This is a genomic window from Desulfoluna sp. HI9BLuna, assembly GCF_056829775.1.
Window position 1 is genome coordinate 2097564 of the sequence record NZ_CP186555.1, and the last position, 26030, is coordinate 2123593.

Sequence of the window (26030 nt, forward strand, 5' to 3'; positions counted from 1 at the left end):
TGTGCCGTTTCATGCCGCGGGCCTGTTTAGCGTCACAGGGCCCTCAGGCGGGCTATCCCCACCCGATGCTGTCCGCGGCTTTGCGTTTTGCCTCGGTTTTGAGCAGGGGCTTTAAGTCTTTGTCTTCGTCGCAGAGAATCAGGGGAGTCAGGTTGGGATGCCCGGAGAAGACCACCCCGAAAAAATCCCGGGTCTCCCGTTCGTGCCAGTCCGCCCCCTGGAAGATATCGCTGATGGTCTCCAGGGTCCCCGATTCGGGCAGCGAAGTCCTGCCGTTGATGCGGCAGGGGGCATCGTAATGGGCAAACTGGTAGATGACCTGAAGGGCAGGAGAGACGTCCACGGCCGTAACAAAGTCGATGAAAAACCCTGCCCCCTTCAGCCACTCGGCAAAGGGACGCACCTGCTCTGCCGAAAGGGTCACCAGGACATGGACCCCGGTTTCATGGACGGCTGAGGGTTCTGCTGAAAACCCGGCCTCCGATAATTTTGCCACCGCATCGCTTGCCTTCACACTGCACCTCACAGATCACGCCGTACGGGAACGTACGCCGCAGACTCAGTCAATGGGATGAATTCTTGTCTCTTTCTTGAACCGCCGCTGGGGCCAGGGGTGCCGTTTGCCAGCGATCTTCTCCTGAAGCTTGAGGATCCCCTCAATGAGGGCTTCGGGCCGGGGTGGGCATCCCGGGATGTAGATATCCACGGGAATCAGGGTGTCCACCCCTTCGATGACGCTGTAGTTCTCTTCCACCTTGAAGGGACCGCCGGAGATGGCGCAGTTACCCATGGCGATGACCCACTTGGGGGCGGGCATCTGCTCATAAAGGGTCATGAGGGCCGGTGCCATCTTCTTAGTCACGGTGCCGGAGACAATGAGCAGGTCGCACTGGCGGGCTGAGGGCCGGAAGACCTCGGCGCCGTAGCGTGCCATGTCCATACGGGCCATGCCCGTGGCCATCATCTCGATGGCGCAGCAGGCCAGACCAAAGGTCATGGGCCACAGGGAGTTGGCCTGGCAGACCTGGAGTACCTGCCGGGTCAGGGGAAATCCCAGGATGCCGCCCCCCTCTTCAGCGACGGCACCGGCTTCGGCTTCATGCCTCAACGACTGGGCGTAGCGTTCGACCTCTTTCATTGCTTTCTCTTCTCCCAGGTAAAGACCCCTTTGGCCCAGGCGTAGACCACAGCCAGGCTGAGAATGCCGATGAAAATGGAAAATTCCACGGCCCCGCGCATGCCCGGGACGGCGTTGAACACCGTGGCCACGGGAAAGAGGTAGAGAACGTCCACGTCAAAGGCCAAAAAGATCAGGGCATAGAGGTAATAGGAAATTCCGAAGCGGTAGTCCCACATCTGGTTGAAGGGCTCGATACCGCACTCGTAGGTCTGGTGGGTGCGGGGGGTGACGACAGTTGCGGGGCGGAGCATCCAGGCGATGACAAAAGGAAGGAAGGCGGCGATAAACCCGCCCAGGATAAAAAACATGACATAGATGTAATCCAGAGCCAATGTCGATTCCATAAGCGATTCTCCATACCGTCTCGCGAACATCGTTACATACCGACTCAAAAAAAAGGCCAGGCCAAAGGGTCAGGTACTGCCGGTGGTCGTCAACTTGCGGGGGTGAAGCGTTCTGCAAAAATCGAAGGGCCCTCTCAGCGGAGGGACTAGGCATTTCGGATAAATCTCATTCATGCTTAGTCCCACAACAGGGGAGATGTCAAGGCATTTTGCGAGGAACAACATAGAAATAACCAGGAGGGAACATGACGGGTGTCATGAGGAAAACAACAAGGGTGGGCCCCCTTGAAGGCTACACCTGCTTAAGGGAGAGGCACTTCGGACCTCAAGGGGACAACAAGGAGACAACGGCGGAAAAATCCTCGGGCAACGGAGCCTGCCAGGTCATCCTCTGCCCTGTTGCGGGATGGGTAAGCGAAAGGGTATGGGCGTGGAGCAGTTGCCCGGAAAGCCCTCGAATGGCTGCCCGCAGGGGAGCTGTCTGGGGCAGCCCGCGATCTGCTTTACGCCGCGTGTAGACAGGGTCCCCCACCACGGGATGACCGATCCAGTGGGTGTGGACGCGAATCTGGTGGGTCCGGCCCGTTTTCAAGTCCACATCCAGCAGGGTGGCACCCGGGAAACGGTCCAAAACGGTATAATGGGTTTCCGAGGGCCTGCCCACCGGGCTGTTCACCCCCATGCGCTTGCGATCCCTGGGGTCCCTGCCGATGGGCTGGTCGATGATACCCCGGTCCTCGGACACCTCTCCGTACACCAGGGCGCGGTACCGCTTGCTCACCTCCCGTTCTTTGAACTGGCGGGTGAGTTCCAGGTGGGTTTTCTGGTTCAGGGCCACCACCAGCAGACCCGTGGTGTCCTTATCCAGGCGGTGAACGATCCCGGGACGCAGCTCCCCGCCGATCCCTTCCATGTCGGGAAAATGATACAGCAGGGCGTTGACCAGGGTGCCCGACTCATGCCCGGCAGCGGGATGCACCACCAGCCCACGGGGCTTGTTGACCACCACCAGGTCTTCGTCGGCATGGACGATGTCCAGGTCGATGGCTTCGGGTTCCACGGTGAGGGGCTTGGCTTCGGGTACCACCACCCGCACGCACTCACCGCAGCGCACCTTGTGTTTGGGCTTGCGCACGTCACCGTCCACGGTGACAAAGCCGTTTTTGATGAAGTGGGCGGACTGGCTGCGTGAAAGCACCAGTCCTTTCTCCGCCACAAACAGATCAAGGCGCCGTCCGTGATCTTCGGTGGAAACCGTCACGGAACAGGCGCCTTGCTGATCCAAACTTTCGATATGGGTCGTCAATGGATTTTACGTCAACTCAGGTTGCGTTCCGGCCAGACCCTCATCGCTGAAGAGGGACTCGATCTCCTTCATCATGGACTTCTCGTCCGTCTGCTTGGCCATGCACAGCTCCTTGAGAAGAAGGCTCTGGGCGGTGTCCAGCAGTTTGCGCTCCCCAAAGGAGAGATCCTTGGTCAGCCTCAAGAGGAACAGGTCCCGAAACACCTCAGCCACGTCGAAAAGGGAGCCTGTTTTGATTTTTTCCATGTATTCGCGGTAACGACGGTTCCAGGTCTGGTTGTCGAAGGCGCACTCGCGCTTCTGGGTCATCACTTCATAGACCTTGGGGATCTCATGTTCCTTGATTACCCGCCGGAGCCCCACAGACTCCACATTGGCGGTGGGGATCATGATCACCATGCCGTTTTCAAGAACTTTCATAATGTAAAAGGTCATATCCTCTCCACCGATCTCTTTGATTTCGATGGATTCGATACGTCCCACACCGTGTGCCGGATATACCGCGAGGTCACCTACCTGAAACTCCAGATTATCTGTATGTCCCATGTCCTCACCTGTTGCTACTCAAACGACGGCATCAAAAGCTTCATTCGATGAATTTACAGAAAAGCTGTTGACAGAAGATTCGAATCGTCGTATGCAATCGTCGAGTCAAATAGTAAATTAGGATAAATGTAACTGGTAAATCGTCATCTCAAGAAATATATCACACCCCTGTGCCATTATCAATGGCAAAGATGATCATCGCCCCTCAGCAACCCACTAAAATGAAGATGTTTTTCCTTCACCACACACCCTGAGGGCCTCTTCCCCTTGGCCTGAACCCCGGAAACGCCTTCATCGGAGCCCGGCTCCTGAGCCATGGGTTCACACCAAAATCCCCCCGGAAAATCACAAAAACCCACGGGAGAAAACTGCGGCCACCGCAGAAAGGCTCCATATCCTGGCGCGCACCCCGCCCCAAATGCGTTTTTGCGCATGGGTACAGGCTGTTTATCAAGCACCCGAAGGCAAAGACCGCCATAAAAAATGGCTGCCTCCTTCGAGGAGGCAGCCATTGATGACTCGTAATCCGCACCAAAGGGACCGGCCTCACCTGAGCGGCAGGCCCCTTTCGCCGGAAACGTCAGATGCCCTTAGGCAAACACTTTTTCCAGGTTGGGCACAACCTGCTTCTTACGGCTCAGAACGCCGTCGAGCCACATCTTGGAATCCGCAGACTGGCCGTTGAAGGCCTTTTCGATGATGGCGGTGTCGTCGGAAGCGATGAGAAGCTCGGAGCCTTCCTTCATGATGTCGGTGAGGAGCAGCAGCACGCTGTGGCGCTCGCCTTCTGCCTTGAGCTCGTTGATGTCCTTGAGCAGGTCAGCCTTGATGTCGTCGAAGATAGCCAGGTCAACAACCTCAAGCTGGCCAACGCCCACTTTCTTGCCGCCCATGTTGAAATCCTTGTAGTCGCGCTTGACCAGGTCACGGATGGGGGTACCGGCAACGGCAGACTTCACGTTGAACATCTCAACACCCAGGGCAACCACGTCGTCAACGCCGGCGATGGCCGCAAGCTCTTCAACGGCTTTCTTGTCGGCGGGGGTGCAGGTGGGGGACTTGAAGATGACGGTGTCGCTCAGGATGGCACACAGCATGAGGCCGGCGATGTCCTTGGGAATCTCAACGCCGCTTGCGTCGAACATCTCCTTGACGATGGTACCGGTACAGCCTACGGGACGGATCCAGCACTCGAGGGGCTCGCTGGTGGTAACGTCGCCGAGTTTGTGGTGATCCACGATCCCCAGAACTTTGGCGTCGCCCAGGTCATCGGGGCTCTGAGCCAGGTCGGAGTGGTCCACGAGGTAAACAGACTCACCGGCAAAGGAGGTCTTCATCTCGGGAGCGGCCACGCCGAATTTTTCGAGGATAAAGGTGGTCTCGGGGTTGAGTTCACCCTGTACAGCTGCCACGGTGTCTTCACCGAGCTTGCTCTTCAGGTAAGCCAGGGCGATGGGGGAACAAACGGAATCTGAATCAGGAATCTTGTGTCCAATTACATAAATACTCATGATTTTGTCCTTTCTCTTGTTAAACGTGTATCTTATATAGTTATATAGTCTAACCTTGGGTACACAAGGTTGTAAAATCACATACAGATACCCCCGATACGCCGCGGGCCACACCCATCACACAAAAAAAGCAGCATACCAGAAACCGGGCCACAAATCGACTGACGTGGGCAGCGGCCTCAAAAACAGATTGTAAACATCGGGAAAATATCAGAAACAAACAGAGACGGGGCCGGTCAGCCACCGAAGCGGAAACAAAGCAAAGAAGCCCACCATCACGGAACAAAACAGAACCGGTGGTGCGTCGAAAGCCGGAGAGTGTCCCGGAGAAGAGGGTGCACCCACCGAAGGAGGCAAGAAGCATGAGAAGGACCAGACCCGCGAGGCCCGCGTAAATACCCACCGTCGGTAGATTTTCCATTCGCCCCTCCATCATGTTGTGGAAAAATCGAAACACACCCTACTTGATGCAGTTAAAGGCGTTCATCCCCTTGATCAACCCCTGGGTCAAAATGGCCTCCACTGCATCGGCGGAACGGTCGATGAAAGGATCCAGGGACGCTGCTTCATCGGCGGAAAACCTGCCGAGAACCCAGTCGCTCACCTCAATCCTGGGATCCGGCCTGCCGACCCCCATGCGGATCCGGGCAAAAGCCCTGTCCTTGAGGGTATCGATCAGGGATCGGACACCGTTGTGGCCGCCGTGCCCCCCCTTGGCAACAATCTTCATGCGGCCGTAGGGCAGATCGATTTCGTCGTACACAACGAGGATCTCCCCGGGGGCAATATCAAAATAGTCGGCCAGGGCCCGAACAGGGCCGCCGCTCAGATTCATGAAGGACTGGGGCTTGGCAAGTATCACCTCCCGGTCTTCATGGCGCCCCTTGGCGTAGAGGGCGTCAAAACGAGATCGGGTTACCGACATGCCGAGACGCTCTGCCAGGCGATCAATAACCCGAAATCCGATATTATGTCGTGTGTTCTCGTAGCGGGCACCCGGATTTCCGAGCCCCACCACCAGCCTGACCGAAGATTCATTCATAATGATAACCAGTTACAGACAGAAACTCTTTTCCATCAATGCCACAGGAAGAATATCTTCTGTGCGGCGGAATGAAGGAACCTTCAGTTCGAGGGCGCAATGCCCCCTTGTACCAGGCATTGGGTTCAGCCATGGCGACCGTAGCCGCCATGGGCTGGGAAAAAGGCCTAAGCCTCTTCTTCCCCTTCTTCCCCTTCCTCTTCTTCGGTAAGGCTCATGCCTTTGGGAGGAACAACGGTCACAACGGTGAAGTTGACGTTGTGGGGAATCTCGACGCCGTCGATCTTGATCTCATCCACGTGGATGGACTTGCCGATCTTGAGGTCGGTAACATCCACCTTGATGGAGGTGGGGATGGCAAGGGGCAGGCAGAGTACGTCGAGCTGACGACGGATGACCTGGAGGATGCCGCCCATTTCAAGACCTGCGGCTTTACCGACGGTCTCAACGGGAGCAACGGCCTTGATCTTCTTGTCAAGGGCCACCACCTGGAAATCCACGTGACGGAATTCACCGCGGGTGGGGTCGGTCTGCACATCCTTGATGATGGCGACCTTGGGCTCGGCATCGCCCACCTTCAGGTTCACAACAACCTGAATGGTCTCGCTCTGCTTGAAAGCCTCTTCCACGTCGGCAACGAGCACGTCCACAGCAACGGCGTCCATGTTGTCACCGTATACAACGGCAGGGACCCGGCCCTCATTGCGGATAACGCGCGCGGCGTTCTTGCCTCTGGTTTCCCTTATATTTGTCTTAAGTTCGAAAAGTTCCAAATCGATCCTCCTGAAGAACCTGCTTAATTTTTCAAAATGGTGTCATTACACAAACAGCGTCGTAACCGAGTCACCCCGATGGCTTCGAATGATGGCCTCACCCACCAGCGGGGCGACGGAGAGGACCTTGATCTTGTCACATGCCTTCGCCTCTTCGCTTAAGGGGATGGTGTCCGTTGCAACAAGACTCTTCAACGCTGATTTCTCAATACGTTCCACGGCAGGTCCGGAGAGAACCGGATGCGTGCAGCATGCGTGGACTTCCTTGGCACCCATTTCGCTGATGGCGTTGGACGCTTCAGTCAGTGTGCCGGCCGTATCAACCATATCATCAAGGATGATAGCCGTCTTACCTTCCACATCACCGATAACCGCCATGGCCTTGGCTTCGTTGGGACGGTCGCGACGCTTGTCCACAATGGCCAGCCCGCATCCCAGGCGCTTGGCAAAGGCCCGGGCTCGTTCCACACCACCGGCATCGGGAGACACGATCACCAGGTCTTCCCCGGCAAAATCTTCTCGAATACGTTCAATGATGATGGGAGCGGCGTAGAGGTTGTCCACGGGAATGTTGAAAAAACCCTGGATCTGGCCTGCATGGAGGTCCATGGTGATGATACGGCATGAACCGGAGTGGGTAAGAAGATCGGCAATCAGCTTGGCCGAGATGGGAACCCGCGGTGCCACCTTCTTATCCTGACGCGCATAACCGAAGTAGGGAATGACAGCCGTGATACGAGACGCAGACGATCGGCGCATGGCGTCGATCATCAGAAGCAGTTCCATAAGGTTGTCGTTCACGGGAGAGCATGTGGACTGGATGATGTACACATCCTTTTTCCGTACATTCTCCTCAATTTCAATCTGGATCTCGCCGTCGCTGAAGCGATTCACCTTTGCGCTTCCAAGATCTTTAAAAAGATACTTGGACACCTTCTGGGCAAGCTCTTTGTTGGAGTTCCCCGTAAATATGGAAAGATCGTTCATTCCATTCCCGTTTTCCCGGAAACACTGCCGGTATAAATAAATTTGGCAGGGGCGGCAGGATTCGAACCTGCGAATGCTGGAATCAAAATCCAGTGTCTTACCACTTGACGACGCCCCTGCAATGTATATTCAAAATGTCAACAACAATTCAGCCAAAAAAACCTGCCATCCGGCATACTCTTTCGGCCTATCCCCCCTCAGGCACATCAGCAGCGTTTCCCCCGCCTGCGCCTCTTGTGACTCACGGAAAAGGCCGAAAACCGACGAACCGCTCCCGGACATCAGCACGCCTTCCGCTCCGGCCTTTTCCAAGGCCGCTTTGGCGTCCCCGACAGCCGGTGACAGCTTCTGCGCAGGGGGTTCCAAGTCGTTATGAAGATGGTGGAGAGGATCGATCACCCCTTCATTCAACAGACGACTTTTAATTTTTTTTTCACTTTTTGTCAATCCCAATTTGAGATTTTTATACACTTCTTCCGTGGATAACCCCGTGCCCGGATAGATAATAAGCAGGTGATACGGCTTGATGGGCGGCAGGGGCTCAAAACATTCCCCCACCCCCGTAGCCAAAACCGGGGCACATCGGATAAAAAAAGGGACATCGGCTCCAAGCTGAAGGGCCAGGGCCTCCAGGGCCGTCTCATCAAAGGGACCTCCGTACAGGGTGTTGAGTCCCTTAAGAACCGTTGCCGCGTTTCCACTGCCCCCCCCGAGGCCCGCCCCGGGCGGGATACGCTTGTCGATGGCAATGCGGCAGCCACCGTCAATGCCCGCGGCGTCAAAAAAGAGAGAGGCGGCACGCCAGGCCAGATTGCTTTCGTCCTCGGGAACCCCGGGGTACATACAGGACAGGGAGATACCCGCATCCGACGGCTCGATGACCACCCGGTCGTAAAGGCCGACACCACACATCAGCGAGCAGAGGTCGTGGTACCCGTTTTCCCGCCTGCCCGTCACGTGCAGGAAAAGATTTACCTTGGCAGGACTCTTGAATTCCACCTACGCCCCCTGCTCCTTGAGCTTGACATACATCATCCGCAGATCATGGAGCATGTTGGTCAGCAGGTTGATCTCCTCATCCGTGAGGTTGCCGGAGGTCTTCTCCTCAAGCATCCCCAGGATATCGATGGTCTGCTTGGCCAGGGGCAGGTTGATGGCCTTGGCCCCGCCACCGGGTGCGGTGATCATGCCCAGATGCACCAATGCCGAAGAGTTCAGGGAAAAAATAAACGTGGAGAAGTTGATGCCGGGCAAGGGAGGGGCTTCCTGCCCGCCCTTGGTTCCGGACGCCTCGTTGCCGGTGTTATCCTGTTTTTCCATGGTGCCTTGTCCTTGACGATTGGTTTAAATACGCCTGCCGCCCATGCCGTCCGCCGGAAACCCGGCCGGACCAGGCACGCGGCGATTGCCCCACTATAAAAAAACCGTTCACCGACATCAAGGATGAGTTCCTCCCCCGCTACAGAAGCCCCAACTGGTTCAAGAGCGGGCGCGGGTCCACCAGGTGCTTTTTGACCCAGTTCTGGTAACCGGGCAGACGGGCGGCCATGCCGATGAGTTCGGAAATATAGAAAACCGGCAGGGGCTCCACCTCCTTGCCCCGAAGCTCCAGATTCACCTGGCACAAGGGGCAAAAGGCGATGATACAGTTGGCACCGGCCCGCCGGGCGTGATCACGGATCCGGTCCACCATGCCGTCCACCATATCAGGCTTGGTCACGGCCAGGTGAGATCCGCAGCACTGTTTACTGTAACTCCAGTCCGGAGTCTCCACGTCCAGCACATTCACAAGACGCTTGAGCTTTTTTTCGTAGGGGCGGATATCAAAGCCGGTGATCCATTCGGGACGCGTCAGAAGGCACCCGAAATAGAGCACGCCGCGAAGCCCCTCCAGGGGATTGACCACCGCCTTTTCAAACACGATGGGGGCATCGGAGAGGATCTCCGGGGTAAACTTCAGGCGCACGCCGCCCTCATACTCCCGGCCACAGGCCTTGGCGAGCTTGGCGTTCATGGAGGCATCGGTGGCCAGGATCTTTTCCGCCGTACGAAGACGAACGAAACAGCTGGGGCAGACCACATAGAGGTCGTCGATGCCCTGGCGCTCGGCAAGGAGAATGTTCCGTCCGGCAAGGAGGGTGGCATAATCGGGGTTGACGCTGTGGGCCGGCGAGGCTCCGCAGCAGTTCCAGTCTGCCAGGGGCTCCACCCAGGTGCCCATGAGACGGAACATCTGAAACAGGGAGGTGCCGAAATCCCTGGCCGACGACATCAGGGAGCATCCGGGGTAGTAGTGCACACGACGCAGCCTTTTTTCTCCGGTGCTTTTTGTGTTACTCATCGCAGGCCTCCCTGATTTTTTTCATGATCTCTTTGTGCTTCACACTGCTGGGCAGGAGCTCCAGCCGCCCGAGGCGGAACATCTTCATCCCCATGGCCACATCCTGAAACAGGTTGCCGGTGGCCAGCTTGTAGCGCGCCATGAATTCGAGTTCGTAGATCCGGCCCCGCTTGTGAACCTGCTTCAAAAACTCCCGGTGGAAGGCCCAGATGTCTTTTTCACCGACATTGACCTTCTCGGTCAGGGCGATCTCACGCAGGGCGTCCATCATGTAGGGGATATGTACCCGGTTTGGGCACTCGGTGACGCAGGCGTAACACCCGACGCAGATCCAGATGGCACGGCTCTCCAGAACCTCCTGTTTCATGCCCAGCTGGATCATGCGCAGGATCTGGTTGGGCAGATAGTCCATGCCGTGGGCCACCGGGCAACCGCCCGAGCAGCACATGCAGTGAAAGCACCTGGAGAGGTCCTGGCCGCTTTTGGCCGAAACCTCCTCGAAAAAAGAATGATCAACCTTCATATCAGCCCACCCGGATCGGTCACCGCGACAGCACGCCCGCCGGAGCAGCGGCATCATCGGTGAGGTTGCAAAAAACTGGCACCCGGCTTCCCCCTCAAAACAGCGTCGCCCGACCGAAGCGAACCCAAAAAAGGTGCACTCGATCTCTGCCTGCAAAGGACCGACACCTGCCGCTTCCCGGAGCAAAGCCCGCCCCATGGGAAATGGTAAGGGGGTATGTCATTTTCTAATTGTTCACCTATCCTGTCAAGCCATTGTCCCCTGCCGGGAACACGAAGGCAATCCCGCAGCTCGCGCTGCCCTACAAAAAATCCCCAACAATGGCAATAGGTAACACACTCAAAAGGGTCCGCGTTTATACCTAGCAGGCAAAAAAATGTCAACACAGTCCCGCAGCGCGGTTTACCATCCGGTAAATTTATCCCAGGGAGATCTTTAAGTTTTTTAATTGATTAACTTAATAAGAATTATTACTAACATCACTCAATGGTTACCCACAGCAGAACAGTCAAGCAAGTCATCCCGACAGCAGTAACAACAAGGCACAACCAGAAGCCTGAACAGGGCCAAAGCAAACGCATTTAGCTCTTGCCTCCGGCGGCCCTGCCGGGAGCCAAACGTTTGAAAAGTTTGACAAACAGGTTTCATTTTTTTTTGGGGCGCGTCGCAACCGGCCATAGCCCCTCTCATTTCTTCGCTTATCAAGACACGTCTCTTCAGTCCCGCAGAGACTGAAGAGACGTGTCTTGATTACTGGAACGTTTTTGCGGAGCTTTTTTCAAAAAGCGACCCGCCGGAGGCAACGGAATTGTTAAATGCGTTGGCCCTGTGAACAGAGCAACGATCCATTGCCATGGCAAGGACGAAAGACAGGAAAATACCTGGGGCCGGCAGTGATGAGAAACCCGGAACCTGCCGATCACCTGTCGCCGGAGAGCCTGACCACGGCGTCATACACCTCCCCTTTCGGGAGCCCCAGACGCTTGGCAAGGGACTTAGCAAGACGGGACGGCGAGTCATCGGAGTCGGCCAGGGCCCGGCGGATCTCTTCATCAAGATCCACCACAGCGGGAGCGGCACTCTCCGTGGCGCCCCCCACCATCAAGGTGCACTCCCCCTTCACAGAGGGGCGCGAGGCCAGTTCACGGGCAATGGACGAGAGCGTCCCCCTCAAGAACTCCTCATGGCGTTTGGTCAGCTCACGGGCCAGCACCGCCGGTCGATCTCCAAGGAGATCCGTCAGCTCCCCCAGGAGCCGCTCAATCCGGGCCGGGGATTCATACAGAACGAAGGTATGGGTAAGGGAAGCCAGGGCCGAAAGAATCTCACGACGTTTGCCCTGCTTTTTGGGAAGGAACCCCTGGTAATGAAAGGCATCGGTAGGGAGGCCCGCTGCAGCCAGACCCGCCAGAAGGGCTGACGCCCCGGGCACCGGAACCACCCGCACCCCGGCGCGGGCCGCAGCCGAGACAAGGCGGTAGCCGGGATCGGAAATACACGGAGTGCCCGCATCGGTGACCAGGGCCACGCTCTCACCGACCAGGACCTTCTCAATGACTTTGGCTGCACGCTCTTCCTCGTTGTGCTCGTGAAGGGCCGTCATGCGCGTGGTGATATCGTAGGCAGAGAGGAGCTTTCGTGTATGCCGCGTGTCTTCGGCGGCAATAAGGGAAACCTCTTTGAGGATGCGAAGTGCCCGGAGGGTGATATCCTCCAGGTTGCCGATGGGGGTTGAAACAATATAGAGGGCAGGACCGTCGTCCTGCTTATCGGATGGGGATGGGAAAGGCATTTTCAATCACCTGAACCTCCGAGGCGCCGCCGGCCATGATGGCCACCACATCAAACCGTGCCGGTCTCGAAAGGGCATCGCGGCTTTTCAGCCAGTAAAGGGCGGCGCGGCCCAGGGTAGCCTGCTTGGCCCGGGTGACAGCCTCTTCGGGGTGTCCGAACAAGAGAGTGGTTCGCGCCTTGACCTCCACAAAGACAAGGGTCTCTCCGTCCTCGGCCACAATATCGATCTCCCCCACGGGGGTCACGGCATTCATGGCCAGGATTCGATACCCACGACGTTTCAGGTGGCGGGCCGCCCGCTTTTCACTGCGTCGGCCGAACCGCATGCGGGAAAAGGACATGGTCCCTCGAAAGAGGTCGACTGGGAACAGGTTTGTCAGGCGACGTGTTCAGCAACGCCCCTGAAGGTCTTGCGGTGGATGGGGGTGGGCCCGAAGGTCGCAATGGCCTCTTTATGGGCCTTGGTGGGATAGCCCTTGTGTCCGGCGAATCCGTACTCGGGATAGGTTTCGGCGTACTCCGCCATCATTCGGTCCCGAACCACCTTGGCCACAATGGAGGCCGAGGCAATGGAGGCCGACCGGGAGTCGCCCTTCACCAGAGCTTCCTGTGCAAGGGACATGGGCACCTCGAACTTTCCGTCCACAAGGAGGAAGTCCGGAGCGTCGCCAAGGTCCATGACCGCTTCCCGCATGGCAGCGAGGCTTGCCTGGAGAATGTTGACGCTATCGATGGTTTCGGCGTCCACAATTCCGACACCCACGGCCGTTGCTTCCGAGCGGATATAGTCGTAGAGGCGATCCCGTTTTTTGGGGGTGAGCTTTTTGGAGTCGGTGATCTCTCCGACCTCAAAGCCTGTGGGCAAAACCACCGCCGCAGCCACCACCGGCCCTGCCAGGGGGCCCCTTCCGGCCTCGTCCACTCCCGCAACACGCAAAAAGCCGTTTGAAACGGCTTTTTTCTCATAGGTCCACATAGCAACCCTTTATCGCAATACTGATATCCATGGCACGCGGCCCGGATTGAATCAATCCGGACCAGCCACGGATCGGAATTAGTGAAGGCGACGCTCTTTGATACGCGCTGCCTTGCCTCGCAGGTTGCGGAGGTAGTAGATACGGGCACGACGAACACGGCCGCGAGTCACCACTTCAATGTGGTCGACGCTGGGGGAGTGCAGGGGAAAAACCCTCTCCACACCGATGCCGTTGGAGATCTTGCGCACGGTGAAACGTGCATTGACCCCGCCCTTGCTCTTGCTGATTACAACCCCTTCAAATACCTGAATACGGGTTTTTTCACCCTCGACAATTTTCACATGAACCCGAATCGTATCGCCGGCCACAAAGTGAGGTACGTCGAGACGCATCTGCTCTTTTTCGATTTTAGTAATTATATCCATTATTTACTCCCAAACGTAAAATTGGTCACCGTATAGTCTAACAAATCCGGTAATCAATATCAGACATCCCACAGGGCGTCAATATCGATCAACAAGAAAAACACCGACGCATCCATTTCCGCTATCGCCGACCGAGGAGGCGATCCAGAATAATCGCCACTGCGGCCCGCACCGGAAGATGATTGTAATGCGTGCCCCCGTCAACGGGTTCCAGCACATGATCCGCTGAAGCAATCACCTCATCGGTGACGCCCCAGGCTGTTCCGAAGATCAGCACCATGGGCCTGCCGCCTTCGCTCAGGCACGCTCGACCCGCCTGCCACGACAGGGCATCGGCGTATTGCCGTGCCGACGTGGCCACCACACGGGGCGCCAGCCCCGAGTCGTTGCGAATCTCCGCCACCACTTCGTCAAGGGACCCACGAATCTTGACAAGCTCAAGGGCCTCTTTCCGAGCGGGGTTGAGTTCGCCACCCCGACCGGTGGTCCAGTGGGCGACGATCTTTTCCGTCAGCACCTTCTGATCTTCCAGGGTGGTCACGATATAGTATCCCTTGACACCGAAGGTCCGTGAGGTCCTCGCAATGTCGTGGATATCCAGGTTCGTCACCGCCGAACAGATGGTCTCACCGGTTTTGTTACGCACCGGATGATGAACCAGAACCACATGAAGGTCCGCCTGTGTTACGTTACCGTCACCCGACAAGATCTTCAATCCTTCTGCACCATTCGGTTAACACGTGTTTTTCCTCGCGACTGAATTCCCGCTGTTCAAGCAGGTCCGGCCTTTTGAGAAAAGTACGGATGAGGGAAGTTTCCCTGCGCCACTTCTCAATCTCGGCGTGGTTTCCGGACATGAGAACATCCGGCACCCCCTCGCCGCCAAAGACAGATGGCCTGGTGTAGTGCGCGTGTTCCAGAAGCCCGCCGGAAAAGGAATCCTTTTCGGCCGACTCGTCTCCCCCCAGCACTCCGGGTAAAAGGCGTGTCACCGCATCAACGATCACCATGGCAGCGAGTTCCCCGCCGGTCATCACGTAATCACCGATGGACACCTCTTCGTCCACCATGCCCTGGCAGATCCTCTCATCCACCCCTTCGTAACGGCCACAAATAAAAATCAGACCATCAGACGCAGCAAAGTCATGCGCCATGGCCTGATCAAAGGGCCGTCCCTGGGGAGTCAGGAGAATCCGTCTTGCAGTGGGAGCTATCTCAGAGGCCGCCCCAATGGCCCGGGAAAGCGGTTCCGGTTTCATCACCATTCCGCATCCGCCGCCATAGGGCTTGTCGTCGGTTACCCTGTGCTTTCCTTCGGCATAGTCACGGATGTTCAACGCCCGGGCATCAATAATTCCACGTTCCACGGCCAGCCGAAGCATGCCGTTTTCCAGAAACGGGTTGATCATCTCGGGAAAGATCGTCAGAACTACAAACTTCACAACAACCCCTCCGGAAGATCCACCACCATGATCCCCTGATCCAGATCGATCTCCTTCAATACCGACGCAAGGGCCGGCACAAGGATCTCTTTTTTTCCATCCTTGACCACATACACATCATTGCTCCCCGTGGGAAAAATGGAAGCCACCTTCCCGAGGAACTCCCCGTCTTCCGTCTCCACCCGAAGCCCGATGATATCCACCCAGTAATAGGATCCATCCTCAGGTTCCGGGAGGTCGGCTCGATCCACAAAGAGCTCGCTACCGACCAACGGTTCCAGGTCATTGATGTGCCCCACCTCTTTAAAGGTGAGGAGCAGCCCCTTTTTATGGGGAGCTGCACTCTGCACGGTCAGTTCGACATCACCGGACGGAGCCGCAGCGGTCAGCTGCATACCCTTGGCGTAGGAGTCCGTGGACTCCGCCCAGGAGTAGACACGCGCGCCGCCTTTCAGCCCGTGGGTGCCGATGATCTTGCCGATGGCTATACGCCTGTTTCCCGAATCGCTCTTACTCGACAATTTCCAGAACAGTCCTCTTCTTCACCTTAGCAGATGCTGCACTGAGAATTGTCCTCATAGCGCGTGCAGTACGTCCCTGTTTACCTATCACTTTTCCCAAATCCTCTTTCGCCACCTTCAACTCGAGAACAGACGTCTGATTGCCTTCCACTTCAGAAACCACAACTTCATCCGGGTTGTCCACAAGGGCCTGGGCAATATAGTTGATCAGCTCTTTCATCTCGCATCTCCTTTCGGGCATATGAGAATTGGGTTGGTGCGTAGATTAGCTGGCGGAAGCCGGCTCGCCTTCCTTTTTCAGGATGTCGCGAACCGTATCGGTCGGAATGGCACCTTCGCCAAGCCAGTAGCCCACGCGGTCATGTTTAACAGTCACTTTTGCAGGGTCCTTGAGCGGATCGTAGGTCCCGACGATCTCAAGAAACCGGCCGTCTCGCCGTGCTTCTGAATCGGCCACAACAATACGGTAAAAAGGCTTCTTCTTGGCCCCACCCCTTGCTAATCGGATCTTTACTGCCATTGCTTTTTCTTTCTCCTCATCTAAAATGGAAGCATGCCCCGTAAGGAGCGCATGCCGCCTTTATTGAACTTTTTCATCATTTTCATCATCTGGGTGTAGTTCTTCAGGAGCTTGTTGACATCCTGTACCGACGTCCCGCTGCCCATGGCGATACGCTTCCGGCGGCTGCCATTGACAATGGCATGTTTGCGCCGCTCTTCCGCCGTCATGGAATTGATGATGGCCTCAATGCGGACAATCTCCCGATCATCCACCTCCAGGTTCTTCAGCTGTTTATTTCCCGACACCCCGGGAAGCATCTTCAGCATATCACCCAGCGACCCCATCTTGCGGATGGAAACCAGCTGATCCCTGAAATCCTCCAGAGTGAATTGATTCTTACGCAACTTTTTCTCAAGGTCCTGGGCCTTCTTCTCATCCACCATCTCGGCGGCCTTCTCGATGAGAGTGAGGGTGTCCCCCATCCCCAGAATACGAGACGCCATCCGATCGGGATGAAACGGTTCCAGAGCACTTGATTTTTCACCGGTACCGATGAACTTGATCGGCTTGCCGGTAACGGCTTTGATGGAGAGGGCCGCCCCTCCCCGCGCATCGCCGTCCATCTTGGTGAGGACCACACCGCCGAGGTCCAAGGCACCGTCAAAGGACTTGGCAATGTTCACGGCGTCCTGACCGGTCATGGCATCGGCCACCAGAAGAATGTCCGAAGGGGTTACCTCGGACTTGATCCGGACCAGCTCGGCCATGAGCTCCTCGTCCACGTGGAGCCGACCCGCCGTATCCAGGATCAGGGTGTCACACCCGTTCTGCTGGGCCGCGGCCCGTGCCGACCGACAGATATCAACCGGATCCATGCCCACTTCGGAATCAAAGACGGGCACATCCAGCTGAGACGCCAGTTTTTTCAATTGATCGATGGCCGCGGGGCGATACACGTCCGCAGGCACCAGGAAGGGTTTTCTGCCCTTTTTGCGGAGATAAAGCGCCAGCTTACCGGCCGTGGTTGTCTTACCGGAACCCTGGAGCCCTGTCAACATCACAGAGACAGGTTTCTCTCCGGCAAGGACCAGATCCTCATGGCTCGACCCCATGAGGTCGGCCAGGGAATCATTGACAATCTTGACCACCTGCTGGCCGGGGGTGAGACTCTCCATGACCTCGTGGCCAAGGGCACGTTCCTTGACCTCACCCACAAAGGTCTTGGCTACCTTATAATGGACATCCGCCTCAAGGAGCGCCATGCGCACCTCTTTGAGGGCGCCGTCGATGTTCTTCTCCGTGAGTTTTCCATGGCCCCTCAGGTCTTTAAGGACCGACGTCAGCTTTTCGGTTAAATTATCGAACATACAACCTTAAATCATTATCAGAGGCGTCAAGGGCGCATGAAAGTCATTGAAATTTTTACCGGATAAGGGTATACCAAGAAAACGAAACTCCTTATTATACACGATTCCCATGGAAAATATATGAAAAAAAGAGATATTAAAGATTTTTCCCGGCCCGAGCTTGAAGCCTGGCTCAAAGAGCGCAACATCGCTCCATATAGAGCTGGACAGATTTTCAAATGGATTTACATCCGTCAGGCCGACTCCTTTGAGGAGATGACGGATCTTGGCAAAGAATTAAGGGCATTGCTTGACGAAAACTATACCATACCCCGTCTCGAAAAAGCAAACGTAGAAATTTCCTCTGACGGAACACGGAAATACCTGTTCCGCCTTGCCGACGGGGAATACACCGAGTCGGTCCTCATCCCCGGAAAGGACAGGAAAACCCTGTGCATTTCCAGCCAGGTGGGGTGCGCCCAGGGGTGCAAATTCTGCCTCACCGCCCAGGGGGGATTCAAGCGAAACCTCACCGCAGGGGAGATCATCGGCCAGGTGAGGGACGTCCTGTCCGACCTGCCCATGGACGAGGATGCGGCCGAAACGGAAAAACCCTTTCAGAACATCGTCTTCATGGGCATGGGCGAGCCCCTGGCCAACCTGCCCCGGGTTCTTACCGCCCTGTCCGTTCTCACGGACAGCGACTACGGCCTGCGCTTCTCCTCCCGACGGATCACGGTCTCCACCTGCGGCCTGGTGGGACGGCTTCCAGAGCTGGGGGCCAACAGCCCGGTGAACCTTGCCGTCTCCCTCAACGCCTCGGATAACGCCACCCGCAGCGCCCTGATGCCGGTAAACGACACCTACCCCATCGAAACGCTCCTGGCGGCCCTGGCAAAATACCCCCTGCGCCAGCGGGAGAAGATCACCATCGAGTACATCCTCATGAAAGGGATCAACGACAGCGACGCCGATGCAGCCCGGCTCATCCGCATGCTCCGCCCCCTGTCGGTGAAGATCAACCTCCTGCCCTTCAACGAGCACGAGGCCAGTGACCTCAAGCGCCCCGACGACGCCACCGTGGATCACTTTCTCCAGCTGCTCCACGACGCGGGCTACACCGCCATCGTGCGCCAGAGCAAGGGACGGGACATCTCAGCGGCCTGCGGGCAGCTGAGGGCCAACCAGCTCAAGAAGACGCCGGAGGCCTGAAACCAGGACGGCCCCACTCGCTTTCAGCGGCCTTGCGCCAAAGGCGAAGGCCCCTGAAAAACAGACAGCCCGATGGGGATCCGTCCCCCATCGGGCTGTCTGTTTTTCAAATCTGAACTGAACCGCTTAAGGTGTCAGATGATGCTGTCCCGGAAATCGGCGGGATCCACCGAAGCCACAGAGATCACGCGACGGCCGCCCGCTGACTTCACCACCGCTTCCACCACCTCGCCGGGGGGCACCTTGGCATACCCCGCACAGAGGGCGGCGCCCACCTCAATGGTCTCCTCGGAGGCGTCAACATCCACCAGAACCGTTGGGCTCCCCTTGCCCTTGAGATCAATGAGCAGGTGACGCTCGGGCTCGTGATAGGTGATGATCCAGCGGTTGTCCCCTTTGGTGCGACCCACAATCACCTTCTCACCGCCGGGCAGGCGAAGGTGCCGCCCCTGCTTGAGCAGGTGAAGGTCGCTCGGCGCGTAGGCCTTGCCGCTGGCAAACAGGTCCCGCAGGCGGTCCGAATATTTTTTGTCCGTCAACAGGCACCCGCCGGCGGGCGAAGGATACTCTTTGATGCCGTAAGCCTTGGCCAGGGCCATCTGCTCCTTTCGGGAGCGCCCCTGGATACCGAGGAGCCGCTCACGGTCCACCAGACCCAGGGTCTCCACCTCGGTTTCGGGCAGCACCTTGGCCGACAGGGGCCGAAGCACCTTTCCGTCGAAGCCGGAGCGTTTCTCCACGTAACGAAGGGCCTGCTTGTTCTGGGACAGGGGCCGCTGACCGGCCACCTCTCCGCTGAAGAGAAAATCATACCCCCCTTTTTCCAGCTCTTCGCCTGCCAGGCGGAACATCAGGGCATGGCAGTCCCTGCAGGGGTTCATGTGCTTTCCGTACCCGCACGGGGGGTCGGTGAGCATCTCCAGGTAAGTCTCGGTAATCTCTTTTACGATAAGGGGAATCCCCGTCATCTCTGAGGCTTTCCGTGCCTTGTCCGCAGGGAAAAACGGGGTCTCGAAACAGATCCACGTCACGTCGATCCCCTGGTCTTTCAGAACCAGGCCTGCCAGGATGCTGTCCAGTCCCCCGGAACAGAGCCCGATGGCCCGTACACTCTTCTTCTTATCTGTCATGGAATGGGTTCCTTACGATATCAATTCAAGGCGGGCCCGGCCCCTGAAGGGATCCGGGATACCGGCTGCTCCATGCGCCCGGTCAAAAGGGACGGGTCTTGGGTCGCCACGCTGTGGCCCAACAAGCCGTTCAGGAACACAGGGTCCCCCCCGGCCATGAGGGACTCCACATGTGTGGAGAGGATCCCCGCCACCAGCTCCTCGCGATCCAGCCCCTGGACATAGTCACCATCCATCATGGAGGCGCGCTTCTGGTCAGGGGCTACCAACGCCTCCAGCTGCTTGCAGAAGACTGTTCTGAGGCCCTTGTCTCCCGTGGCCCTGACTCGGTTCACAAGCCCTGCCAGTTCCGTGGGTTCGGGAATATTGGGGGAGGTGAGAAACCGGCCCAGGTGCGCTGCAAAGCGCTCGATCCCATCGGCAATGTGATGGGGACGTACCATGTTTTTGCCCATCCACCCGGCATTGAGCCACTTGCACGACACCGCGGTGAGGGTGCCTGAGCCCGGCGAATCCTCAAGATAAACGGTAATGGCAATGGAGGTGTAAATGTAAGAGTCCACCCAGCCGAGGCCCGTTTTGGTAAGCCCCTTCTTCCCGGAATAGCAGTAAAGGGTCCCTCCGTCACGCGTGGCAACAGGGTATCCCTTTTTGCCCACATCCGAAGGAGCGGTCTGGCGGGATGCCGTCAGGAGAAACCGCCGCCCGTTTCGCGAAGAAAGCAGGGTCAGCTCGTTCTGGTTGTAGCCATAGTACGCCCCGGAGTTTCCGTCCGGGGTAATCTCCATGACGTAGCGGCTGCGCACCACCACAGGGGATTCAAGCCCCCCGCCCTCTTCACCCAGACGGGTGTAGCTCCCCTTGCAGGCCTCCGTGCTCCCGGCATCGCGAACCAGGCGCACCACGCCCGGCACCACCGCGCTCACCGGAATATTCGGATCGTACATGTACCGGATAAACCGGTCCATAGAGGAGGGGACGGCAAAGGCAACACCCACGCCTGTGCCCCGGCCCTTACGGGTTTCTTCCCAGACAGTGCCGGATGCGGAGATGTTGTCGACAAAGGCGAAAAGGGTGTCCAAAGACTCGGCGTCCGGTGCCCCCGACGGGGCCCCCACGCTCTTTTCGAGGTGATCAAAGGCGGTAAAAAGCGCTTTCTCAGAAGGGGCGTCCGCATAAGCGGCCGTCCCGAACACACACAGGAGAAAGGCAAGACAAATCAACAAAGCTTTTTGTGTCATAAACCATCCCGGTTCCCCGTTGGGAATCCCGGCTCTGTAGGTCTGTTACGGTTGGGCCGCGGTCAGATAAAAGGCGTTTAGAAAGTGGTACTTGCGCTTACGCACCTGGAGGGCCCGTCGAAAGGTGAAGAAATAATAACGCCTGTCTTTTTTTAACATACCGCGACCATGGGTCGAGACCATCTTTTTAACCCAATTGCGATCATTTTGCAAACACCCCCACCGTGCCCCAGGGAACATCCCCTTTTTTCCCACGGCCCCCGGCAACAAAAAAAGGCGGCCCCCGCGCCTGAGGACCGCCCTTCTCGCCGTTATGGAGTCACCGGCTTATTTGCTTCCGAAGCTTTCTTCCGAGATGCCGATAACCGCATCGTCCATGCCCTCGATGGCGGCAAGGCGACCCAACGTCACGGCCAGGGTGTTGTTGATGTAATAGGCGCAGGTCTTGATCTGGCCCTCGTAGAAGGGAAGGTCCTTTTTCTTGGGTTTGCCGGCCAGGGCTTTCTCCGCGGTGAGGGCTCGCCAGAGCAGCAGCCAGCCGAAGGTCAGGTCACCGGTGACCGTCAGCAGGGGATGGGACTGGGCAAAGGCGCTCTGCACCTTCTCGCCCATGGTCGCGTTGGCAAGGGCCACCACCACCTCGTTGAACCGGGTGTAGACCTCTTCAAGTTTGGCTGCCAGGGGCTTCAGCTCCGCAGACTCCTTGGCCTCGTCGATGGTCTTTTTGATGCGGGCCAGAAAGCTCATGAAGGGCTTGCCCTTGCTCATGCCCACCTTGCGGCCCAGAAGGTCCATGGACTGGATGCCGTTGGTGCCCTCGTAAATCTGGAAAATCCGGCTGTCCCTCAGGAGCTGCTCCACCGGAAAATCCTTGCAGTACCCGTAACCGCCGTAGACCTGGACACCGTGGCTGCACACTTCATTGGCCTTGTCCGTGACATACCCTTTGATGATGGGGGTCAGCACCTCCAGGAGCTGGCTGTACTCCAGGCGGGTCTCCTCGTCTTCGGCCAGCTTGACCATGTCGTGGCAGATGCCGGAAAAGTAGATGAGGCTGCGCATGCCCTCCACATTGGCCTTCATCTCCAGGAGCTGGCGCCGCACATCCGGGTGCTGGATGATGGGTACGCTGCCCTCCTTGGGCTTCACCATGTTAGCCCCCTGGACCCGCTCACGGGCGTAGGCCAGGGCGTGCATGTAGCTGGCCGTGGCCACGCCGAAGCCCTGCAAGCCCACCAGCTGCCGGGCATCATTCATCATGATGAACATGTTGCGCATGCCCTTGTTTTCCTCGCCCAGAAGCTCACCGATACAGTTTCCGCTGCCCCCCAGGGTCAGAGAGCAGGTGGCGCTGCCGTTGATGCCCATCTTGTGCTCGATGCCGGTGCAGACCACGTCGTTGAATTCACCCAGGGACCCGTCCTCATTGACACGGTATTTGGGAACCAGAAAGAGGCTGATGCCCCGGGTCCCGGCAGGGGCACCCTCGATGCGGGCCAGGACAGGATGGACGATGTTGGGCGTCATGCTGTGCTCGCCCCCGGAGATAAAGATCTTGCTGCCGGTGATGGAGTAGGTCCCGTCCGGGTTCTTTTTGGCCGTGGTTTCCAGGGCCCCCACATCGGACCCGGCACACGCTTCGGTGAGAAGCATGGTCCCGGCCCACTCACCGGAGTAGAGTTTTTTCAGGTAGAGTTTTTTCTGCTTTTCGTTACCGATCTCCTCCACCATCTTGGCCGCCCCGTGGGTGAGGCCGTGGTAGAGCATAAAGGCCACGTTGGCCCCGATGAAATACTCATTGGCAGCCAGCGACACGGTCTTGGGCATGCCCTGCCCGCCCCACTCCGGGGAATCGGACATGGCGAGCCACTCCCCTTCGATGAAAAGTTCCCAGGGCCGTGAGTAACACTCCGGCAGGGTCACAGTGCCCCCTTCAAAGTCACACCCGGCGTCTCCGGGCTCCTGGGTGGGCATGATCTCCTTGATGGCGAGGGAACGTGCCTCGGAGACAATCATGTCGATGGTCTTTTTGTTGAATTCGGCGAAGGTCTCGTTGTCCGTCAGCCGGGTTACCTCCATCTGTTCATGGAGAACAAAGTCTACATCCCGTCGATCGGCAATGGGTTGGGCCATGAAACATCTCCTTTCATTATGAAATCATCTGTCCGTGTTTATCCTGTCGGCAAAAACCGGGCGCCTCCCCTGCCCCAAGGCTTCCGGGAGGCGGATCAAACCGGATCCGTGCCCCGGGGTGCCACCTGCCCTGCTTGACACCCCCTCTTTTCATACCATCATTGCGGGTTGATAGGTCAAGGATTCCGACCCTTTCACGAAAGGCACATGAATACGCGACTGTAAACAATGTACCGAAAGAAATGAGATAGTAATAAATGTGATTGGGGATGTCAAGCTGAGGAGGCATTTGCCGCAGCAAAACAGCGCTCCCATTCGGACCGGCGAATGCCCCTCATATCCTGAAATATGACGCCCACCTAGTGAAACTTGCGTTGCTTCCAAAACACCGTCATCAGGCAAAGTGACGCCACGGGCCACATGCACCTTGTCTGACACCGGCCCTATGCGCTATGCTGTCTCACAATGCCTCAACCCAAGGCGTCAATAGGCCATTTTTATTCAACCCGCATGGGAAAACACCCATGCCATGACCCTGAGGGACCGACATGTACATCAAGTGCTGGGGCTCCCGCGGCTCGATCCCAGTCTCCGGACCGGGCTACCTGACCTACGGCGGCGAGACAACCTGTCTGGAAATACGAAGCGAAACCAACGACCTTGTCATCATCGACGCAGGAACGGGGATTCGCAACCTCGGCAGCCTCATGGCCCGGGAGGGGTGCCGTTCCTGCCACCTCCTGTTCACCCACGTCCACTGGGACCACCTCATGGGCCTCACAGCCTTTGCCCCGCTGTTTTCCGACACCTGCCAGATCACCATACCGCGCCTGCCCTTCGGGGGAAGCTACATCGAAGAGGCCCTGGACACCCTCTTCTCTCCGCCACGGTTTCCCGTCCCCTACCGGGACATCAAAAAACACATCCGCTTTGCCGATTTCCCCCTGGATCACTTCACCATCGGGAGCCTCACCTTCGACACCATCCCCATCAGCCACCCCAACGGGGGGCTGGGCTACCGCATCCGGGAAAACGACCGTCAGGCAGTGTTCCTCACCGACAACGAACTGGGCCAAACCCACGAAGGCGGGGGAGCCTTTGACGACTACGTCGCCTTTGTCCGCGGCAGCGACCTCCTCCTCCACGACGCCGAATACACCCAAGAGGAGTACGAGCCCCGCAAGGGGTGGGGGCACTCGGCCTGGCCCGATACCCTGCGCCTGGCCCTGGCAGCGGAGGTGGGCCGCCTGGGACTTATCCACCACAACGCCGAACACACCGACGATGCCATCGACGATATCGTCAACGCCTGCAGGGACGAGATCCTCCGGGCGGAGTCGCCCCTGGACTGCTTTGCCGTGGGGTCCGATACCGTTATGTCGGTATAAGAGCCTTAGGAGAATAACATGGAGACAAACATCCTCGATGCGGTGCACGCCCTGACCCGAAGCCGCCTCACCGTGGCCCTCACCGGCGCGGGTATCTCCGTTGAGAGCGGAATCCCGCCCTTCAGGGGACCGGGGAGCCTCTGGGAGAAAATCGACCCCACGGAATTTGCCCATATCGATGCCTTCATGAAAAACCCGGCAAGGGTATGGGAAGTGCTCATGGGGGCCATGAAAAAGGTCCTGGACACCGCCAGGCCCAACAAAGCCCATCTGGCCCTGGCCGAGTTCGAACGCCGGGGCCTGCTCTCGGCCGTCATCACCCAGAACGTCGATTCCCTCCACCAGAAAGCCGGAAGCCAGGATGTCATCGAGTTCCACGGCACCTTTGCCACCCTGGTCTGCATGGCATGCGGTAAGGCCACCCCCAGCGAAGAGATCGGCCTTGAGAGCCTTCCTCCGCTCTGCGCCTGCGGGGGTATCTACCGGCCCGACTGCGTCTTTTTCGGGGAAAATATCCCCATGGAGGCCCTGGGCCGATCCCGGGAGTTCGCCTCCCAGTGCGAGGCCATGCTCGTGGTGGGCACCTCGGCCACAGTCCAGCCCGCGGCCATGATGCCGGTCCTGGCCAAACAGAACGGGGCCACCATCATCGAGGTGAACCCCACCCCCACGCCCCTCACCGCCGGAGTCACCGACATCTTCCTCCAGGGAAACGCAGGGGCCGTTCTCTCCCGCCTGGCCGAGGCCATCCCCATCCCGGCCAGGGGATAACACCCCTTCAAGGGCGGCCTGCCCCAGGCAAGGCAAACCAAAATAAAAACGGGCCGTCCATGATGCGCATCATGGACGGCCCGTCGCGTTTTGTCCTTCCTTGCCCGGGCCAAGTCACACCCGGCTTTACCTCAGCTTACCTTTACCACCAGCACGGCCATGCCCTCCAAGGCCCGCACCAGCTTGATGCTGGCATCTCCCAGGACAAATTCTTCTGCCTTGCTCATGCGCTTGCGCCCGATGACCACAAGGGAAGGGTTGACCCGCCGGGCCTGGTCGATGATGCCGTCGGCAATGGTGTCGTAGGGTTCGGTGACCATGAGGAGGGTGATGTTCTCCGGGGGCACCCCCTTCTCCACAAACCGGTCCCTGGCCTGTTCCAGTACCTCCATGTACCGGGCAGGCTGCTTTTTCATGAACTTCTGCCCCATGAGGGCTTCCCCCCCCGACTGCTTGCGGAACACATGGAGCAGGGTCACCTGCAGGTCCTCGGGGCACCAGGCCATGGCCAGAACATATTCCAGCACCGCCTTGGAACTCATGGAATCACTTAAGGCAATCAACATGGAATCCATGCCCACCTCCGATTGGTCAC

30 protein-coding genes and 1 tRNA gene are annotated in these 26030 nt (G+C 57.8%); 3 read left to right on the forward strand and 28 right to left on the reverse strand.

Going from position 1 to position 26030, the window contains the following annotated elements:
• Positions 1-52: 52 nt before the first annotated feature.
• The 24 genes from ACOYW0_RS08430 to ffh form a co-directional block, all read right to left on the reverse strand.
• Positions 53-496 (reverse strand): NADH-quinone oxidoreductase subunit C, encoded by a 444-nt coding sequence (locus ACOYW0_RS08430; protein WP_482418085.1) that lies wholly within the window; start codon positions 494-496, stop codon positions 53-55.
• Between the two features lie 63 nt (positions 497-559).
• Positions 560-1138 (reverse strand): NADH-quinone oxidoreductase subunit B, encoded by a 579-nt coding sequence (locus ACOYW0_RS08435; protein ID WP_482418086.1) that lies wholly within the window; start codon positions 1136-1138, stop codon positions 560-562.
• Entirely contained in the window at positions 1135-1524 is a 390-nt protein-coding gene (locus tag ACOYW0_RS08440) for an NADH-quinone oxidoreductase subunit A (RefSeq protein WP_482418087.1), read from the reverse strand. The genes ACOYW0_RS08435 and ACOYW0_RS08440 overlap by 4 nt, the downstream gene beginning before the upstream one ends.
• Positions 1525-1849: 325 nt before the next feature.
• Complete coding sequence (locus tag ACOYW0_RS08445) at positions 1850-2785, reverse strand: RluA family pseudouridine synthase (RefSeq protein WP_482418088.1); 936 nt, start codon at positions 2783-2785, stop codon at positions 1850-1852.
• A gap of 51 nt (positions 2786-2836) precedes the next feature.
• Positions 2837-3376 (reverse strand): CarD family transcriptional regulator, encoded by a 540-nt coding sequence (locus ACOYW0_RS08450; protein WP_482418089.1) that lies wholly within the window; start codon positions 3374-3376, stop codon positions 2837-2839.
• A 590-nt stretch (positions 3377-3966) separates the two neighbouring features.
• Complete coding sequence (locus ACOYW0_RS08455) at positions 3967-4887, reverse strand: manganese-dependent inorganic pyrophosphatase (RefSeq protein WP_482418090.1); 921 nt, start codon at positions 4885-4887, stop codon at positions 3967-3969.
• A gap of 460 nt (positions 4888-5347) precedes the next feature.
• Positions 5348-5929 carry an aminoacyl-tRNA hydrolase gene (gene pth, locus ACOYW0_RS08460; protein ID WP_482418091.1) on the reverse strand — a complete coding sequence of 194 codons (582 nt, stop codon included), beginning with the start codon at positions 5927-5929 and terminating at the stop codon, positions 5348-5350.
• 167 nt (positions 5930-6096) lie between these two features.
• Entirely contained in the window at positions 6097-6702 is a 606-nt protein-coding gene (locus tag ACOYW0_RS08465; RefSeq protein ID WP_482418092.1) for a 50S ribosomal protein L25, read from the reverse strand.
• 45 nt (positions 6703-6747) lie between these two features.
• Entirely contained in the window at positions 6748-7689 is a 942-nt protein-coding gene (locus ACOYW0_RS08470) for a ribose-phosphate diphosphokinase (RefSeq protein ID WP_180142652.1), read from the reverse strand.
• A 43-nt stretch (positions 7690-7732) separates the two neighbouring features.
• Positions 7733-7807 (reverse strand) — tRNA-Gln (locus ACOYW0_RS08475).
• 11 nt (positions 7808-7818) lie between these two features.
• Entirely contained in the window at positions 7819-8688 is an 870-nt protein-coding gene (gene ispE, locus ACOYW0_RS08480) for a 4-(cytidine 5'-diphospho)-2-C-methyl-D-erythritol kinase (RefSeq protein ID WP_482418093.1), read from the reverse strand.
• The gene (locus ACOYW0_RS08485; protein ID WP_482418094.1) at positions 8689-9009 is read right to left on the reverse strand and encodes a DUF1844 domain-containing protein; all 321 of its coding nucleotides are present in this window, start codon (positions 9007-9009) and stop codon (positions 8689-8691) included.
• Positions 9010-9148: 139 nt separating this feature from the next.
• On the reverse strand, positions 9149-10030 hold the full coding sequence (locus ACOYW0_RS08490) for a heterodisulfide reductase-related iron-sulfur binding cluster (RefSeq protein WP_482418095.1): 882 nt from the start codon (positions 10028-10030) through the stop codon (positions 9149-9151).
• A complete protein-coding gene (locus tag ACOYW0_RS08495) occupies positions 10023-10553 on the reverse strand; it encodes a 4Fe-4S dicluster domain-containing protein (protein WP_482418096.1) in 531 nt (176 codons plus the stop codon). Before ACOYW0_RS08495 ends, ACOYW0_RS08490 begins: the two co-directional genes overlap by 8 nt.
• A 919-nt stretch (positions 10554-11472) precedes the next feature.
• Positions 11473-12345, reverse strand: a complete 873-nt coding sequence (gene rsmI, locus ACOYW0_RS08500; protein WP_482418097.1) for a 16S rRNA (cytidine(1402)-2'-O)-methyltransferase — start codon at positions 12343-12345, stop codon at positions 11473-11475.
• Complete coding sequence (locus ACOYW0_RS08505; RefSeq protein ID WP_482418098.1) at positions 12320-12688, reverse strand: YraN family protein; 369 nt, start codon at positions 12686-12688, stop codon at positions 12320-12322. The genes rsmI and ACOYW0_RS08505 overlap by 26 nt, the downstream gene beginning before the upstream one ends.
• A 35-nt stretch (positions 12689-12723) precedes the next feature.
• Positions 12724-13323, reverse strand: a complete 600-nt coding sequence (locus ACOYW0_RS08510) for a ribonuclease HII (protein ID WP_482418099.1) — start codon at positions 13321-13323, stop codon at positions 12724-12726.
• 78 nt (positions 13324-13401) lie between these two features.
• A complete protein-coding gene (rplS, locus tag ACOYW0_RS08515) occupies positions 13402-13749 on the reverse strand; it encodes a 50S ribosomal protein L19 (RefSeq protein WP_092211417.1) in 348 nt (115 codons plus the stop codon).
• 121 nt (positions 13750-13870) lie between these two features.
• Positions 13871-14455 carry an RNA methyltransferase gene (locus tag ACOYW0_RS08520; protein ID WP_482418100.1) on the reverse strand — a complete coding sequence of 195 codons (585 nt, stop codon included), beginning with the start codon at positions 14453-14455 and terminating at the stop codon, positions 13871-13873.
• Positions 14445-15191 (reverse strand): tRNA (guanosine(37)-N1)-methyltransferase TrmD, encoded by a 747-nt coding sequence (trmD, locus tag ACOYW0_RS08525; RefSeq protein WP_482418101.1) that lies wholly within the window; start codon positions 15189-15191, stop codon positions 14445-14447. Before trmD ends, ACOYW0_RS08520 begins: the two co-directional genes overlap by 11 nt.
• Positions 15188-15712, reverse strand: a complete 525-nt coding sequence (gene rimM / locus ACOYW0_RS08530) for a ribosome maturation factor RimM (RefSeq protein WP_482418102.1) — start codon at positions 15710-15712, stop codon at positions 15188-15190. The genes trmD and rimM overlap by 4 nt, the downstream gene beginning before the upstream one ends.
• The gene (locus ACOYW0_RS08535; RefSeq protein WP_092211420.1) at positions 15702-15932 is read right to left on the reverse strand and encodes a KH domain-containing protein; all 231 of its coding nucleotides are present in this window, start codon (positions 15930-15932) and stop codon (positions 15702-15704) included. The genes rimM and ACOYW0_RS08535 overlap by 11 nt, the downstream gene beginning before the upstream one ends.
• A 45-nt stretch (positions 15933-15977) precedes the next feature.
• Positions 15978-16232 (reverse strand): 30S ribosomal protein S16, encoded by a 255-nt coding sequence (gene rpsP / locus ACOYW0_RS08540; protein ID WP_482418103.1) that lies wholly within the window; start codon positions 16230-16232, stop codon positions 15978-15980.
• 20 nt (positions 16233-16252) lie between these two features.
• The gene (gene ffh / locus ACOYW0_RS08545) at positions 16253-17581 is read right to left on the reverse strand and encodes a signal recognition particle protein (protein ID WP_180142632.1); all 1329 of its coding nucleotides are present in this window, start codon (positions 17579-17581) and stop codon (positions 16253-16255) included.
• Between the two features lie 120 nt (positions 17582-17701).
• On the opposite strand from ffh, the gene rlmN reads away from it, so the two are divergent.
• On the forward strand, positions 17702-18772 hold the full coding sequence (gene rlmN / locus ACOYW0_RS08550; protein ID WP_482418104.1) for a dual-specificity RNA methyltransferase RlmN: 1071 nt from the start codon (positions 17702-17704) through the stop codon (positions 18770-18772).
• Between the two features lie 134 nt (positions 18773-18906).
• Here rlmN and ACOYW0_RS08555 read toward each other — a convergent pair whose 3' ends face one another.
• The 3 genes from ACOYW0_RS08555 to ACOYW0_RS08565 form a co-directional block, all read right to left on the reverse strand.
• Positions 18907-19902: a tRNA 4-thiouridine(8) synthase ThiI gene (locus ACOYW0_RS08555; protein WP_482418105.1), complete on the reverse strand. Its 996-nt coding sequence runs from the start codon at positions 19900-19902 to the stop codon at positions 18907-18909.
• A gap of 20 nt (positions 19903-19922) precedes the next feature.
• Positions 19923-21143, reverse strand: coding sequence for a hypothetical protein (locus ACOYW0_RS08560; RefSeq protein WP_482418106.1), 1221 nt, complete (start codon positions 21141-21143; stop codon positions 19923-19925).
• A 327-nt stretch (positions 21144-21470) separates the two neighbouring features.
• The gene (locus ACOYW0_RS08565) at positions 21471-23276 is read right to left on the reverse strand and encodes an acyl-CoA dehydrogenase (RefSeq protein WP_482418107.1); all 1806 of its coding nucleotides are present in this window, start codon (positions 23274-23276) and stop codon (positions 21471-21473) included.
• A gap of 548 nt (positions 23277-23824) precedes the next feature.
• On the opposite strand from ACOYW0_RS08565, the gene ACOYW0_RS08570 reads away from it, so the two are divergent.
• Both ACOYW0_RS08570 and ACOYW0_RS08575 read left to right on the forward strand, forming a co-directional pair.
• Positions 23825-24664, forward strand: coding sequence for an MBL fold metallo-hydrolase (locus ACOYW0_RS08570; RefSeq protein ID WP_482418108.1), 840 nt, complete (start codon positions 23825-23827; stop codon positions 24662-24664).
• A gap of 18 nt (positions 24665-24682) precedes the next feature.
• Positions 24683-25435: an SIR2 family NAD-dependent protein deacylase gene (locus ACOYW0_RS08575; protein ID WP_482418109.1), complete on the forward strand. Its 753-nt coding sequence runs from the start codon at positions 24683-24685 to the stop codon at positions 25433-25435.
• Positions 25436-25566: 131 nt separating this feature from the next.
• Here the strand turns inward: ACOYW0_RS08575 and ACOYW0_RS08580 are convergent, their stop codons facing one another.
• The gene (locus tag ACOYW0_RS08580; RefSeq protein ID WP_180142618.1) at positions 25567-26010 is read right to left on the reverse strand and encodes a universal stress protein; all 444 of its coding nucleotides are present in this window, start codon (positions 26008-26010) and stop codon (positions 25567-25569) included.
• Positions 26011-26030: the final 20 nt, after the last annotated feature.